The sequence below is a fragment of the Azospirillum sp. TSH64 genome (assembly GCF_003116035.1).
Taxonomy (GTDB): domain Bacteria; phylum Pseudomonadota; class Alphaproteobacteria; order Azospirillales; family Azospirillaceae; genus Azospirillum.
In genome coordinates this window covers 800096-814411 of sequence record NZ_LGQW01000015.1, presented here as the reverse complement: position 1 = coordinate 814411, position 14316 = coordinate 800096, and the positions used below count along the sequence as shown (strand labels likewise).

Here is a 14316-nt window from a genome sequence, read left to right as displayed (position 1 = left end):
CTCCTGCGAGACCCATGCTGTCGACTCTTCCCCGCCTGATCGGCCATCGCGGCGCCAAGGAAAGCGCCCCGGAAAACACCCTCGCCTCGATCCGCGAAGCCGCCCGCCAGGGCGCCCGCTGGGTCGAGGTGGACGTCATGCTGACCCGCGACCAGCGCCCTGTGCTGATCCATGACGACACGCTGGACCGCACCACCACCGGCAGCGGCGCCGTCCCGCTGCTGGATCTGGCGGAGCTGCAGTCGCTCGACGCCGGGCGCTGGTTCGATGCCGCCTTCGTCGGCGAGCGCGTGCCGACGCTGGAGGAGGCGGTGGCGCTGGTCAATGACCTGGGCCTGGGCCTGAACCTGGAGATCAAGCCCTATCCGGGGCAGGAGGAGATCACGGCGGAGGTGGCGCTGAACACCCTGCGCCCGCTGTGGCCGTCTGACCGGCCGCTTCTGCTCTCCAGCTTCGAGGTTCCCTGCCTGGAGGTGGCGCAGCGTCTGTGGCCGAAGATCCCGCGCGGCTATCTGCTGTGGGACCCGCCCTCCGACTGGGCTTCCATCGCCGATCGCATCGGCGCGGCGACGCTGAACGTCCATCAGGACCGCCAGACGGCGGACAGCGTGGCCGAGTACCGCGCCACCGGCCGGCCGGTGCTGGCCTACACCGTCAATGACGCGGAGCGCGCCCGGACCCTGTTCGGCTGGGGCGTGTCGGCGGTCTTCACCGATGCGCCCGGCCGGCTCGCCGCCGAACTGGCGGCGGATGCCTGATGGGAAGCCCGACGATCCGCCGGTGGACCGGTCGATATGCTGACGCTTCCGTTCGCGACTGCGGCAATTCATGAACGTTTTTTGCGCGAGGGGATGAATCCGCTCGTAGGGCGCGCCAATTCCTCATATATAGAACCGCACTGGCGATCCCGCCGGAACCCACGCGGATTCCGGCGGAGCTTTTCGTCGTCCGGTAGTCCGCCGCTTTGGTCCGGCGTCCCACGGGATGCCACGTTCGGTCTTTGGAGGGTTCGTTGAAGGCGTTGAAGCCGTTGCCGATGTCCGGCCGGGAGGTTCTGCCGCTCGTCGAGGGTGGCAAGGGTATTGCCGTTTCCAACGGCGAAAGCTCCGGAGCCTGGGCGGCTGCCGGCGGGATTGGCACCTTTTCGGGTGTCAACGCCGACAGCTATGATGAGAACGGCAACCTTCTGCCGCAGATCTACAAGGGCAAGACCCGGCGCGAGCGCCATAACGAGCTGATCGCCTTCGGCATCGAGGGCGGCATCGCCCAGGCGCGCATCGCGCACGAGACGTCGAACGGCAACGGCCGTATCCACATGAACGTCCTGTGGGAAATGGGCGGCGCCGAGCACATCCTGCATGGCGTGCTGGAAGGCGCCCAGGGCATGATCCACGGCGTCACCTGCGGCGCCGGCATGCCTTACAAGGTTGCCGAGATCGCCGTGAGCTACGGCGTCCATTACTATCCGATCGTCTCGTCGGCCCGCGCTTTCCGCGCCTTGTGGCTGCGCGCCTACCACAAGTTCCGGGACCATCTCGGCGGTGTGGTGTACGAGGATCCGTGGCTGGCCGGAGGTCACAACGGCCTGTCCAACTCCGAAGACCCGCAGAAGCCGGAGGATCCGTTCCCCCGCGTCCTGGCCCTGCGCCAGATGATGAACAGCTTCGGGCTGAACGACACCCCCATCGTGATGGCGGGCGGCGTCTGGTGGCTGTCGGAATGGGAGGACTGGATCGACAATCCCGACCTGGGGCCTGTCGCCTTCCAGTTCGGCACCCGTCCGCTGCTGACCCAGGAGAGCCCGATCTCCATGGCGTGGAAGCGCAAGCTGGTGGCGCTGCAGCCGGGCGACGTCTTCCTGAACCGCTTCTCCCCCACCGGCTTCTACTCGTCTGCGGTGAAGAACCCCTTCCTGCTGGACCTGATGGCCCGGTCCGAGCGTCAGGTCGCCTATCTGTCCAAGCCGGTGGGCGAGCATTCGGCCGAATTCCCCGTCGGTCCGCGCGGCCGTCCGGTCTACGTGACTGAAAGCGACAAGCAGCGCGCCGAGGGTTGGCTGTCCCAGGGCTTCACCACCGCCCTGAAGACGCCGGACAGCACGCTGGTCTTCGTCACGCCCCAGCAGTCGGACAAGATCCTGCACGATCAGGTCGACTGCATGGGCTGCCTGTCGGCCTGCGGCTTCTCCAACTGGGCGCAGAACGACGAAGGCACGACGGGCAAGCGCGCCGATCCGCGCTCCTTCTGCATCCAGAAGACGCTCCAGGCGGTCAGCCACACCGACGACTGCGAAAACCAGCTGATGTTCGCGGGGCACAACGCCTACCGCTTCGCCAGCGATCCTTACTATAACGACGGCTTCATCCCCACGGTGAAGCAGCTGATTGAACGGATCGCCACCGGCTACTGACCGGTCGCATCCACCGGCCACATCCATCGGTCTGGCAAGGCCGTCGGCGGGAAACCGTCGGCGGCCTTTGCATTGGGCCGTCATGGGCAGTCATCCGGTTCGGGCGGCTCTCCAAACCATGTCTCCATTGACGTCGCTGCGACAATGGCTTGCGTGAGCTTTCCGAATGGTTTTACTCTTAAACAGAATGCGGCCTAGTGCCGCGGTTCTGTTTTGGACTCCGTGTCCGATCCCACTGTCGACAGTACGGGTGCCTCGCCCATGATGACCGCCGAACGCCCCTTCAAGCGAGCCCTCGACCGGCTGAACAGCGCCGGACTGCGCCCGACCCGCCAGCGCCTCGGCCTCGCCCGCATGCTGTTCGAAGGCTGCGACCGGCATGTCACGGCGGAGCAATTGCATGGCGAGGCGCAGGCAGCCGACCTGCCGGTGTCACTGGCGACCGTCTACAACACGCTGAACCAGTTCACCGCCGCCGGGCTTCTGCGTGAGGTGGTGGTGGAGGCGGGCAAATCCTACTTCGACACCAACACCAGCGACCATCACCATTTCTTCGTCGAATCCACCGGCCGGCTGGAGGACATCCCCGCGGACCGGCTGACGGTGCAGAACCTTCCGGCCGCCCCCGCCGGCACCCGCGTCGCCCGCGTCGACGTGATCGTCCGCCTGATCGAGGACGACATCTGATCAAGGATGACGTCCGATCCTGTCCCCTTGCCGATGGTCCGGTGCTCAGCCCTCGTCGGGCTGCGTCGGGGAGGGGGCGCGGTCGACGAAAGGCCAGCGGATGAAGGCGAAGGCCCAGACCGCCAGGACGTTGAGGTAGGGGAACAGCAGCAGCAGGATCCACAGCGGGCTGCGCCCGGCCTTGGCCAGAACCCAGCCGCCGGCGATCAGCATGTACATCGTGACGATGGAGCCGATCAGCAGTTCCCAGAAGCCGAGCTGGATCACGGTTTCCGTCATGCCGTCCTCCGTGCCTTGACCTTGCGCGCCTGCCGTGCCGGCAGCACCGGCCATCGGCTGTGCGCCATCACGCCGATGGGTACGACATGACCGAGCGGCACCAGGGAGAACAGGGCCCACAGCGGAGAGAAGCCGGCCCGCCGCAGGATGCGCGACATCGGCCAGACGATGGCGATCTGGAACAGCATCAGCCCCAGGAGCGGCCCCTGGGACAGGCTATCGATGAAATCCTGCAGCATGCCCGACGGGATCCTCCTTCACATCGTCGCCGGGCAGAGAAGCGCGGGCTGCGGGCTTTGTCGAGCCAAACTTTTCCCGGAACTTTTCCCCCAAGCTCCTTCCATGCACGACGGCCGGCCGAAGCATCCCTGATGCTGCCCGGATCAGGGGTAAGCGGACGTGAAAATGCCCGCACCGGCATGCTACAGTTCGTCGCGTCCGGCCGTTCCGGCTTGACGTCTCTCCAGCATTCAGACGCGGCGGACCATTTCCTTTGACGGATCTCTCCGAACCGGACGGTGGCGCACGCGGGACGTGGTGGCGCTTATCCTCTCTTCCGCCCGTCGCCGCGATGCGAATCGGCCTGCTTGTGGCGGTGATCGCCGGCTTCTGGCTGGTCGCATACGCCGACCTTGAGCGGGCGCGCGACCGGGCGATCCATGATGGTCTGCGCCAGACCGCCAACCTCTCGACCTTGCTGGAGGAGGACGCCCGCCGGGTCATGGTCGTGGCGGACCATGCCCTTCGGGCGACGGCGGCCGAGGGGACGATTCCCGCCTATCTGGTTGGGGAAGGGGCAGGGGTATCGGGGGCGGCCATCGGTCCCAGGCCGGCTTTGCGGACTCTGATGATCGTCGAGCGGGATGGCCGGGTGCGGCAGGCTGCCGGTCTGCACAAGCCCACCGATGTCGCCCATTCCCCGTTGGCTGAGGCGTTGATGGGGGAGTCGCGCGCCTTCGTCGGGCCTTATCGCGAGGCCGACGGCGGTTGGCGGGCCGCGATAATCCGTCCGCTTGCCAACGGCAGCGCCATGGCGGTGGCTGTGCTCGATCTCGACCGTTTCGCCCGGCTTTATGCGACCCAGGACATCGGCCCGCTCAGCGTCATTCTGTTGTACGGTGAGAATGGCATGGTCCTGTCCCATTCTCGGAGCGGAATGCGCGCTCTCGATGAGAATCGCGCTTTCTTCGCCTCGGTCCTGCCGCGTCTGCCTGCCGGTGAGAATGCCCGGACGCTGTCCGGTCTCGATCCCACGGAGGGACGGGAGCGCATCGGTACGGTGCGCCGTGTGGCGGGGTGGCCGCTTTACGTCTATGTCCGCATCCGGACCGAGGACGTGCTGGCCGGCTGGTACGACGACCGCTGGAAACGCATTCTGGAAACCGCAGCGGTGTCGGTGGTGGTGCTGCTGCTGGCATGGCTGGCCTTGCGGCAGCTCGGCCGGCTGGAAACGACGACGCAGGCGCTGCGCGCCAGCGAACGGCGGTCGCAGGCCCTGTTCGACAGCAGTTTCCAGATCATGGGGCTGTTGGCGCCGGACGGTCGGGTGCTGGCGCTGAACCGGCCTGCCTGCGCCCTGGCCGGCCTGCCGGCCGAAGCGCTGGTCGGACATCCCGCCTGGGAGTTCCGCGGCTGGGCCCGCACGGACGATCTGGCGGCTGCTTTCCGCCAGTCCATCGAAAAGGCGGCCTCGGGACGCTTCGTCCGTTACGAGACCGATGTGGTCGCCGACGGGCTCACCCGCGTGATGGATGTGACGATCAAGCCGGTCTACGACGACAGGGGCGTCGTCACGGTGCTGGTGGTCGAGGCGCGCGACATCACCGAGCGGGTCGAGGCCGCCGAAAGGCTCGCCACGGCGCTCGACCAGGCGGAGGCCGCCAACCGGGCCAAGAGCGCCTTCCTGGCGACCATGAGCCACGAACTGCGCACGCCGCTGAACGCCATCATCGGCTTTTCCGACATCATGCTGCACGAGCTGTTCGGTCCGCTGGGCAGCCCGCGCTATCGCGACTATGCCCGTCATGTGCAGAACAGCGGCCGCCACCTTCTGGACCTGATCAACGACGTGCTGGACATGTCAAAGCTTGAGGCCGGACGCTACACGCTGGATGAAAGCTGGATGGAGCCGGCCGAGGCCATCGAGACCTGCCGGGCGCTGGCCGCGGTGCCGGCCGATGTCGGTGGGGTGACGCTGGCGGTCGACTGCCCCCCCGACCTGCCCAATCTGCTGGCCGACGAGCGCGCCTTGCGTCAGGTGCTGCTGAACCTGCTGTCGAACGCGGTCAAATTCACCCCGCGCGGCGGCCGGGTGACGGTAAGCGGGGTGCGGGAGGAGGATGGCCGGATCGCCATCACCGTGCGCGATACCGGCATCGGCATCGCCGCCGACGCGCTGGCCCGCATCCTTGAGCCGTTCCAGCAGGCCGACAGCAGCATCTCCGGGCGGTTCGGCGGCACCGGGCTGGGCCTGTCGATCTGCCGCGACCTGATGGCCCTGCATGGCGGGAGCCTGTCCATCGACAGCGAACCGGGCCGCGGCACCGCCGCCACCATCCGTTTCCCCGCCGACCGCACCGGCCGGCCGGTTGCGGCGGATGGGTTGCCGGCGTAAGCCTGTCGGCGGTCAAGAGCATCGAAAGGCGGACGAGATGATCGGGAATGACGGGAAGCCGGTGTCCAAGGAGACGCTGCGCACACACATCGCCGCCTACAACGGCCAGTCGCGCGGCTCCAAGGAATTCGCGGCGATCCCCCGCGCGCTGGTCACCATCCTGGACGGGCTGAAGCCGGGTAAGACCGGCTACGTCAAATGCCTGGACGGGCAGATCCAGCTGTCGCGCCGCAAGGACAACAGCGTCTCGGCCGGCTGACATAAGGAAAGGCGCCCTTCCCCGGACTGGAGAAGAGCGCCTTTCCGCTAAAATGTGCCGGGCCGTCGGGCCGTCAGGGGATCAGTGCTTGGCCGCGGCGGCGGCACCGATGCCGGTCTGGGAGCGGACGAACTGGTCCTCGAAGGCCTCGCGCTCGGCACGGGCCGACGCGCTGCTGTCCAGCTTCGAGACGACGATGGTGACGATGAAGGCCAGCGTCATCGAGAACAGGGCCGGCTGCTCGTAGGGGAAGATGGGGGCCGGGTTGTTCAGCACCACCACCCACACGGCGTTGGACAGGATGACCAGCGTCACTGCGGAGATCAGGCCGGCGATGCCGCCCGCCAGCGCGCCGCGCGTGGTCAGCCCCTTCCAGTACATCGACAGGATCAGCACCGGGAAGTTCACCGACGCCGCGACGCCGAAGGTCAGCCCGACCAGGAAGGCGACGTTCTGCTTCTCGAAGGCGATGCCCAGCACGACGGCCAGGACGCCCAGCACCAGCGAGGCGATCTTGGACACGCGCATCTCCTCGCGCTCCGTCGCCTCGCCCTTGCGGATGACGCGGGCGTAGAGGTCGTGGGCGATGGCGGACGCGCCGGCCAGCGCCAGACCCGACACCACCGCCAGGATGGTGGCGAAGGCGACCGCCGACAGGAAACCCAGGAACAGGTCGCCGCCCAGCGCCTTGGCCAGATGCATCACCGGCATGTTGCCGCCGCCGATGAGCTTGCCGCCGACCTTGCCGCCTTCGAAGAACTGCGGGTCGGTGCCGACGATGGTGATCGCCGCCATGCCCAGCACGCAGACGATCAGGAAGAAGAAGCCGATGAAGCCCGAGGCGTAGAAGACCGACTTGCGGGCCTCGCGCGCGTTGGGGACGGTGAAGAAGCGCATCATGATGTGCGGCAGGGCGGCGGTGCCGAACAGCAGGCCCAGCGACAGCGACACCGCCGATACCGGGTCGGCCAGCAGCGTGCCCGGCCCCATGATCTTCACGCCGTCCTTGTGGGAGGCGATGGCGCTCCTGGCGATGGCCTCCAGGCTGAAGCCGAAGCGGGACAGGGCCAGGAAAGCCAGCAGGATGCCGCCGCCCAGCAGGAGCACCGCCTTGATGATCTGCACCCAGGTGGTGGCGATCATGCCGCCGAAGGTGACATAGACCACCATCAGAACGCCGACCACGATCACCGCGACATTGTAGTCCAGCCCGAACAGCAGCTTGATCAGCTGGCCGGCGCCGACCATCTGGACGATCAGGTAGAAGCACACCACCGTCAGCGAGCCGATGGCGGCGAAAGTGCGGATCTTGCCCTGGTCCAGCCGGTATGAGGCGATGTCGGCGAAGGTGAAGTGGCCGAGGTTGCGCAGCCGTTCGGCCAGCAGGAACAGGATGATCGGCCAGCCGACGAAGAAGCTGATGGTGTAGACGAAGCCGTCATAGCCCTTGGCGAACACCAGGCTCGACAGGCCGAGCAGCGTCGCCGCCGACATGTAGTCGCCAGCAATCGCCAAGCCGTTCTGGAAGCCGGTGATGCCGCCGCCCGCGGTGTAGAAGTCGGAGGTGGACCGGGTGCGGCTGGCCGCCCAATAGGTGATGCCCAGCGTCATCACCACGAAGGCGATGAACATGCCGATGGCCGACAGGTTGATCGGCTGCTTTTCCAGCTGCCCGACATCGCCGGCGGCCAGCGCCGGCACGGCAGACAGGGCGGCGGCCAGGATGGCGGCGCTGGCCGCAACAAGGATCCGGCGGGCGATCATTGCAGCGTCTCCCGCGTGATCTCGTCGGTCAGGTCCTGGAAGCGGCCGTTGGCGAAATGGGAATAGACGCCGGTCAGCAGCCAGGACAGGATGATGATCGCCGCCCCGATGGGGAAGCCGACGCTCAGCGACGACTCGTCGGACATCGGCTTGTGCAGCAGGCCGGGAGCGAAGGCGACCACCATCATGAAGGCGTAGTAGCCGACCAGCACGATGGCCGACAGGACCAGGGCCAGCCGGCTGCGCTGGCGCACCAGCTCGTGGAATTTGGGGTTCCGGCGAACCCTCTCGTAGACGGGAGTGTTGGCGGGGGAGTGCATGTTTCCTCCAGACGCTGAACGTCCTTGTGTCGCCCTGTTTGGGCTTATGTCCTTCCGGCTAACAAAACACTGTTTCGCAAATTTCCCGGAAATATGACGAATTGTTTCAGGGTAATTCAGGCAACAATCCCACTGATTCGCGTTGAGCCGCGGCGGTGAAGCTGGAATGATGGCGGGGATTCCATCGCCCCCGCATTCCGCCACCCCCGCCCGGAAAATGATCCGTTCGCCCCTGTTCCTCCGGCTGTTCTCGGCGATCCTGGTCTCGCTCGGGCTGTTCTCCGCGGCGGCCTACGTCTTCTCGGTCCCCTTCATCGAGGAGAAGGCCTACGAGATCGAACGCGACGCCAGCCGCACCATCCTCGACAACGTGTTTGAACTGGTCAGCCGCATCCGCGGCGGGCTGGAGGAGCAGCGGGTGGCGACCGTCGATTCCTACAAGACCCGGCTGCGCGACGTGCTGGAACTGGCGGTCGGCTATATCGAGCATGTCTATGCCCGCGCCGACCGCGGCGAGATCACGATGGAGCAGGCAAGGCGCGAAGCGATGGAGGGGCTGCACGCCTTCCGCTACGGCAACGGCGACTATGTGTGGGCCATCGGCTACGATTCGGTGATCCTGTCGCACCCCTCGCCGGACTATCAGGGGCGCAAGGCCGACGATCTGCGCGACAATCTGGGCCGCCACATCCTGCCCACCATTGTCGCCACCGCCAAGCGCGAGGGGGAGGGGTTCCAGACCTATCCGTGGTGGCGGCCGAACGGCGACGAGCGGGCGCCGAAGCTCAGCTTCTTCAAGGATTTGCCCAGGCGCGGCATCATCGTCGGCACCGGCGCCTATCTGGCCGATGTCGATGCCGAGGTGGAGCGGCGCAAGGCCGACGCCATCGAGGATCTGCGCCAGGCCCTGCGCAAGCTGCGGATCGCCCGCACCGGCTATCTCTATATCTTCGATTCGGCGAACCGGATGATCATCCACCCGAATTCGAACATCGAGGGCACGGCCTTCGGCGACCGGCTGAACTCCGCCACCGGCCGTCCCATCGCCGAGGATTTGAAGGTCGCCGCGGCAAAGGGGGAGCCGCTGACCTATCTGTGGGACAAGCCCGACGATCCCGGCAATTACGCCTACGAGAAGATCAGCTGGGTCCGGCATTTCGAGGGGTTCGACTGGTACATCGCCTCGTCGGTCTATGTCGACGAGCTGCGGCGGTCGTCGGTGGTGCTGGGCAACCGCATCCTCGCCATCGGCATGGCGCTGATGGCGGCGGGAAGCCTGCTGGGCTACATCGCGGTCGGGCGGCTGGTGCGGCCGCTGCGCCGGCTGGCCGACACCGCGGTGCAGGTGAGGGCCGGAGACCTCGGTGCCCAGAGCGGCATCCGCCGCGGCGACGAGATCGGCCTGCTGGCCGCCTCCTTCGACGGCATGGTGCGCCAGCTGCGCGACACCGTCGCCACGCTGGACAGCCGGGTGCGCGACCGCACCGCCGCATTGGCGGAGGCGGAGACCCGGCAGCGCGTGATCCTGGATGCGATCCCCGCCAGCATCGCCGGACTGGACCGCGACGGTCGGCTGACCTTCGCCAACCTGCGCTGGGCAGACCTGGTCGGTCGCGACAAGGCGTCGGTCATCGGCCGTGACTTGGCGTCGGTCGTCGGTCGTCGGGCGATGGCGGCGTTGCGTCCCCATCTGGACCGCTGCCTGTCGGGGGAGGTGGTCACCTTCGCATACGCCTTCCCGCGCGACGGGCGCGAGATGGTGACCAAGACTACACTCATTCCCCACCGCGGGGAGGGCCGGGTGCATGGCTTGGGCGAGGAGGGCGCGGTCACCGGTCTGTTCGTCCTGACCCTCGACGTCACCGACGAGAAGCAGACCGAGCGCCAGCTGGTGGAGGCGCAGCGGTTGAAGGCGGTTGGCCAGCTGTCCGGCGGACTGGCGCACGACTTCAACAACCTACTGTCGATCATCATCGGCAACCTGTCGGCGGCGCGCGACCGCTACGCGGCGGTGGAGGGGCTCGAAGCCTATCTGGAGCCGGCCCAGCGCGCCGGCCGCCGTGGTGCCGACATCACCGCCCGCCTGCTCGCCTTCTCCCGCCAGCAGCCGCTGAAGCCGGAGCCGATCGAGCTTTGCGGCCTCTTGCGCGACATGGCGGTTCTGCTGCGCCGCTCCTTCCCCAGTTCCATCGCCATCGGGGTGCCGGAGGAGGGGCGGGACTGCTGGACCATAGCCGACCAGACCCAGCTGGAGAACGCGCTGGTCAACCTCGCCATCAACGCGCGCGACGCCATGCCCATTGGCGGTCGGCTCGACATCGCGGTCGGCATCCGCAAGCTGGAGGGCGATCAGTCCTTCGACGAGCCGGTCCGGCCCGACGATTATCTGGAAATCCGTGTCACCGACACCGGCACCGGCTTCACGCCTGAGGCGTTGGCCCGCGCGGTGGAGCCCTTCTTCACGACGAAGGCCCTCGGCTCCGGCCTGGGGCTGTCGATGGTCTACGGCTTCGTCAAGCAGTCGCGCGGCTACCTGCGCATCGACAGCCGGCCGGAGGAGGGGACGACCGTTACCCTGCTGCTGCCGCGTGCCGAACCGGTGCCCCGCCTGCAGGAGGCCGAAACGGCAACGGCCGAACCGCAGCCCGGAGGCTGGTCCGGCCAGCTGGCGCTGGTGGCGGAGGACAATGACGATGTCCGGCAGGTGATGCGGCAGCAGCTGGTCGACCTCGGCTTCTCGGTGGTGGAGGCTGCGAGTGGCGACGAGGCGGCGGAGCTGGTGGAGCAGATCGACGGGCTGTCGCTGCTGGTCTCCGACATCGTGATGCCCGGCCTGTCGGGGGTGGAACTGGCGCGGCGCGCCCGGCTGCTGCGCCCGGCCATGCGGGTGGTTCTGGTCAGTGGATTCGCTGTCGAGTATGGCGACGTTCCCGCCGATGCCGTCATACTGCGCAAGCCATGGGACAAGCGGGACCTGGTGGCGGCCATCGGCCACGCCGCCGAACCCGCGCCGGCTTGATACAATCGGGCAAATAGAACGCACCCAATAGAACGCACCTGGAAAAAAGCAGGGCGACGAGTGCCGAGGGGAAACGCGCGTGGGACAGAAGAAGCGCATCTATGTGATCGAGGACGAGGCCGACATCCGGCGGCTGGTGACGGAGGTGCTGGAGAGCTACGGCTATGAGGTGACCGGCTGGGCCAGCGGGCGGGAGGCGCGGACGGCGATCCAGCGCCAGGCCCCCGACCTCTGTCTGGTCGATCTCGGATTGCCGGACATGGACGGTCTGACCCTGGTGCGCGAGCTGTGGGAGGATGTGCGCTTCGGCGTCATCATCCTGTCCGGGCGCGGCGGCACCTCCGACCGGGTGCTGGGGCTGGAGCTTGGCGCCGACGATTACATCGTGAAGCCGTTCGAGCCGCGGGAGCTGGTCGCCCGCGTCAACAGCGCCATCCGTCGCCGCGAGCAGCTGGCCGGAGCGACTGCCGCCGCGGACACCGCACGGGCGCGCTTCGGTCCCTGGGTGTTCGATCTCGGCAACCTGACGCTGACCGCCGACGATGGCCGGCAGGAGAGCCTGACCGCGGCGGAGGCCTCGCTTCTGCTGATGCTGCTGAAGGCGCCCAAGCGCGTGCTGTCGCGCGAGCATCTCCAGGGCCCGGATCAGGATCGCGACGATTTCCCCTACGACCGCAGCATCGACGTCCGCATCTCGCGCATCCGCAAGAAGATCGAGGAGGATCCCCGCGCGCCGCGGCTGATCAAGACGGTCTATGGTGCCGGCTACCTGTTTGCCGGCGACGTGAGCTGGCTGCGCTGAAAGTGGCGCCACCCCTGCGTTTGCGCCGCAACATCCTCAATAACAATTGGTCATAATCCTGAGAAAGTTGCGCAAAGCTGATCTGGTACAGGCTGTTTCCAACACCGCCGCGCCCAATGCCGGCGCGCAACAAAGAACCCCTGGGGAGAACGGTCCGATGAGTGAAACTGCCGCCGCAGCGATTCAAAGCGTCGATGCCAGCGTAAACCCGTACGAGCGAAACCTCGACCGCAACGCTGCCAATTTCGTCGCCCTGACGCCGCTGACCTTCCTGGAGCGCGCCGCCGCCGTGTGGCCCGACCGGCTGGCCGTCGTCCATGGCCCGGTCCGGCGGACCTGGGCCGAGACCTTCGTCCGCGTGCGCCGTCTGGCCGCGGCGCTGGCGAATGTGGGGATCGGCACCGGCGACACCGTCGCCATGCTGGCCGCCAACACGCCGGAACTGTTCGAGGCCCATTTCGGCGTGCCGCTGGCCGGCGCCGTGCTGAATGCTGTCAACACCCGCCTGGACGCGGAGGCCATCGCCTTCATCCTGAAGCATGGCGAGGCGAAGATCCTGATAGTCGACCGCGAGTTCTCCGGGGTCGCGAAGAAGGCGCTGGCTCTGCTCGACGCGCCGATTCCGGTGGTGGATATCGACGATCCGACCTACAGCGGCGGCGAACTGATCGGCGACCGCGATTACGAGGCCTTCATCAGCGATGTCGGTGCCGAACACCCTTGGACCCTGCCGGCCGACGAATGGCAGGCCATCGCACTGAACTACACCTCCGGCACCACCGGCAACCCGAAGGGCGTCGTCTATCACCACCGCGGCGCCTACCTGAACGCGGTGTCGAACGCGCTGTCCTGGAACATGGGCGATGCGCCCGTGTATCTGTGGACCCTGCCGATGTTCCACTGCAACGGCTGGTGCTTCCCCTGGACCATCGCGGTCACCGCCGGTACCGCCGTGTGTCTGCGTCAGGTCCGCCCCGACGCCGTGCTGACGCTGATCCGCGACGAGCGGGTGACCAACTTCTGCGGCGCGCCCATCGTCCTCAACATGCTGAACAATGCCCCGGCCGAGCTGAAGCAGGGCATCGAGCAGAAGGTCAAGGTGATGGTCGCGGGTGCTGCCCCGCCCGCCGCCGTCATCGCCGGGATGGAGCGCATGGGCTGGGAAGTCACCCATGTCTACGGCCTGACCGAATGCTACGGACCGACCGTGGTCTGCGTCTGGCACGACCGCTGGGACGGCCTGTCGCTGGACGAGAAGGCGGCGATCAAGGCGCGCCAGGGCGTGCGCGGCCCGATGCTGGAGGCGGTGGTCGTCGCCGATCCCTTCACGCTGGAGCCGGTGCCGAAGGACGGCCGGACGATGGGCGAGATCATGATGCGCGGCAACAACGTCATGAAGGGCTATCTGAAGAACCCCAAGGCGACCGAAGAGGCCTTTGCCGGCGGCTGGTTCCACACCGGCGACCTCGCCGTCTGGCATGAGGACGGCTATGTCGAGATCAAGGACCGCTCGAAGGACATCATCATCTCCGGCGGCGAGAACATCTCGTCCATCGAGGTGGAGGATGTCCTCTACAAGCACCCCGAGGTGCTGGAGGCCGCGGTCGTCGCCCGTCATGACGAGAAGTGGGGCGAGACGCCCTGCGCCTTCGTCACGCTGAAGGACGGCGCCACCGCAACCGAGGCCGACATCATCGCCTTCTGCCGGTCGCACATGGCCCACTTCAAATGCCCGCGCACGGTGGTGTTCGGCCCGCTGCCGAAGACCTCGACGGGCAAGATCCAGAAATACGTCCTGCGCAAGCAGACCGAGGGTCTGTAAGGGGCGGGGCGCATTGCCCTTTCCCTGACCCTTACCTGCATGTCGGCCAAAGCGCCCGCTCTCGCCCCCATCTGACGGGGGAGAGAGCGGGGCAAGACCGTCCCATGCCTGCACGCCGCCCATTTCCAAAGGGACCCGCGCCATGAAGATCCTCTGCGCCGTGAAGCGCGTCGTCGACTACAACGTCAAGATCCGGGTGAAGACCGACCAGTCCGGGGTCGAGACGTCGAACGTGAAGTTCTCGATGAACCCCTTCGACGAGATTGCCGTCGAAGAGGCGGTCCGTCTCAAGGAAGCCGGAAAGGCGACCGAGATCGTGGTGGTCTCCATCGGCCCGGCA

12 protein-coding genes and 1 pseudogene are annotated in these 14316 nt (G+C 67.0%); 9 read left to right on the top strand and 4 right to left on the bottom strand.

Annotated elements, in window-relative coordinates; all coding sequences use genetic code 11:
- Positions 1-14 precede the first annotated feature (14 nt).
- The 3 genes from TSH64_RS05090 to irrA all read left to right on the top strand — a co-directional run bounded on the left by TSH64_RS05090 (position 15) and on the right by irrA (position 3097).
- A complete protein-coding gene (locus tag TSH64_RS05090; RefSeq protein ID WP_109095831.1) occupies positions 15-758 on the top strand; it encodes a glycerophosphoryl diester phosphodiesterase in 744 nt (247 codons plus the stop codon).
- A 254-nt stretch (positions 759-1012) separates the two neighbouring features.
- Positions 1013-2410, top strand: coding sequence for a nitronate monooxygenase (locus TSH64_RS05085; protein WP_199237472.1), 1398 nt, complete (start codon positions 1013-1015; stop codon positions 2408-2410).
- A gap of 261 nt (positions 2411-2671) precedes the next feature.
- Complete coding sequence (irrA, locus tag TSH64_RS05080; protein ID WP_109095829.1) at positions 2672-3097, top strand: iron response transcriptional regulator IrrA; 426 nt, start codon at positions 2672-2674, stop codon at positions 3095-3097.
- 45 nt (positions 3098-3142) lie between these two features.
- Here the strand turns inward: irrA and TSH64_RS05075 are convergent, their stop codons facing one another.
- Together TSH64_RS05075 and TSH64_RS05070 are read right to left on the bottom strand one after the other, a co-directional pair.
- Complete coding sequence (locus TSH64_RS05075; RefSeq protein ID WP_109095828.1) at positions 3143-3376, bottom strand: hypothetical protein; 234 nt, start codon at positions 3374-3376, stop codon at positions 3143-3145.
- A complete protein-coding gene (locus TSH64_RS05070; protein ID WP_109095827.1) occupies positions 3373-3615 on the bottom strand; it encodes a hypothetical protein in 243 nt (80 codons plus the stop codon). Before TSH64_RS05070 ends, TSH64_RS05075 begins: the two co-directional genes overlap by 4 nt.
- A gap of 332 nt (positions 3616-3947) precedes the next feature.
- Here TSH64_RS05070 and TSH64_RS05065 point away from each other — a divergent pair, with 332 nt between their 5' ends.
- Positions 3948-5990 (top strand): ATP-binding protein, encoded by a 2043-nt coding sequence (locus tag TSH64_RS05065; protein ID WP_109095826.1) that lies wholly within the window; start codon positions 3948-3950, stop codon positions 5988-5990.
- Positions 5991-6027: 37 nt separating this feature from the next.
- On the top strand, positions 6028-6249 hold the full coding sequence (locus tag TSH64_RS05060; protein WP_109095825.1) for a hypothetical protein: 222 nt from the start codon (positions 6028-6030) through the stop codon (positions 6247-6249).
- Between the two features lie 81 nt (positions 6250-6330).
- On the opposite strand, the gene TSH64_RS05055 is transcribed toward TSH64_RS05060, so the two are convergent.
- The gene (locus TSH64_RS05055; RefSeq protein ID WP_109095824.1) at positions 6331-8013 is read right to left on the bottom strand and encodes a cation acetate symporter; all 1683 of its coding nucleotides are present in this window, start codon (positions 8011-8013) and stop codon (positions 6331-6333) included.
- Positions 8010-8333 (bottom strand): DUF485 domain-containing protein, encoded by a 324-nt coding sequence (locus TSH64_RS05050; RefSeq protein WP_109095823.1) that lies wholly within the window; start codon positions 8331-8333, stop codon positions 8010-8012. The genes TSH64_RS05055 and TSH64_RS05050 overlap by 4 nt, the downstream gene beginning before the upstream one ends.
- A 217-nt stretch (positions 8334-8550) precedes the next feature.
- On the opposite strand from TSH64_RS05050, the gene TSH64_RS05045 reads away from it, so the two are divergent.
- The 4 genes and pseudogenes from TSH64_RS05045 to TSH64_RS05030 all read left to right on the top strand — a co-directional run.
- Positions 8551-11352, top strand: a complete 2802-nt coding sequence (locus TSH64_RS05045) for a cache domain-containing protein (RefSeq protein ID WP_109452306.1) — start codon at positions 8551-8553, stop codon at positions 11350-11352.
- Positions 11353-11431: 79 nt separating this feature from the next.
- On the top strand, positions 11432-12154 hold the full coding sequence (locus tag TSH64_RS05040; RefSeq protein WP_109095822.1) for a response regulator transcription factor: 723 nt from the start codon (positions 11432-11434) through the stop codon (positions 12152-12154).
- A 157-nt stretch (positions 12155-12311) separates the two neighbouring features.
- Entirely contained in the window at positions 12312-13976 is a 1665-nt protein-coding gene (locus TSH64_RS05035) for an acyl-CoA synthetase (protein ID WP_109095821.1), read from the top strand.
- A 142-nt stretch (positions 13977-14118) separates the two neighbouring features.
- A pseudogene (locus tag TSH64_RS05030) lies at positions 14119-14316 on the top strand (electron transfer flavoprotein subunit beta/FixA family protein); the annotation flags it as partial.

What these genes read in the sequence shown, in the direction of transcription:
- TSH64_RS05090 (WP_109095831.1), top strand. Translation starts at nt 15, where the DNA reads ATGCTGTCGACTCTTCCCCGCCTGATCGGCCATCGCGGCGCCAAGGAA.
- irrA (WP_109095829.1), top strand. Translation starts at nt 2,672, where the DNA reads ATGATGACCGCCGAACGCCCCTTCAAGCGAGCCCTCGACCGGCTGAAC.
- TSH64_RS05075 (WP_109095828.1), bottom strand. Translation starts at nt 3,376, where the DNA reads ATGACGGAAACCGTGATCCAGCTCGGCTTCTGGGAACTGCTGATCGGC.
- TSH64_RS05070 (WP_109095827.1), bottom strand. Translation starts at nt 3,615, where the DNA reads ATGCTGCAGGATTTCATCGATAGCCTGTCCCAGGGGCCGCTCCTGGGG.
- TSH64_RS05065 (WP_109095826.1), top strand. Translation starts at nt 3,948, where the DNA reads ATGCGAATCGGCCTGCTTGTGGCGGTGATCGCCGGCTTCTGGCTGGTC.
- TSH64_RS05060 (WP_109095825.1), top strand. Translation starts at nt 6,028, where the DNA reads ATGATCGGGAATGACGGGAAGCCGGTGTCCAAGGAGACGCTGCGCACA.
- TSH64_RS05055 (WP_109095824.1), bottom strand. Translation starts at nt 8,013, where the DNA reads ATGATCGCCCGCCGGATCCTTGTTGCGGCCAGCGCCGCCATCCTGGCC.
- TSH64_RS05050 (WP_109095823.1), bottom strand. Translation starts at nt 8,333, where the DNA reads ATGCACTCCCCCGCCAACACTCCCGTCTACGAGAGGGTTCGCCGGAAC.
- TSH64_RS05045 (WP_109452306.1), top strand. Translation starts at nt 8,551, where the DNA reads ATGATCCGTTCGCCCCTGTTCCTCCGGCTGTTCTCGGCGATCCTGGTC.
- TSH64_RS05035 (WP_109095821.1), top strand. Translation starts at nt 12,312, where the DNA reads ATGAGTGAAACTGCCGCCGCAGCGATTCAAAGCGTCGATGCCAGCGTA.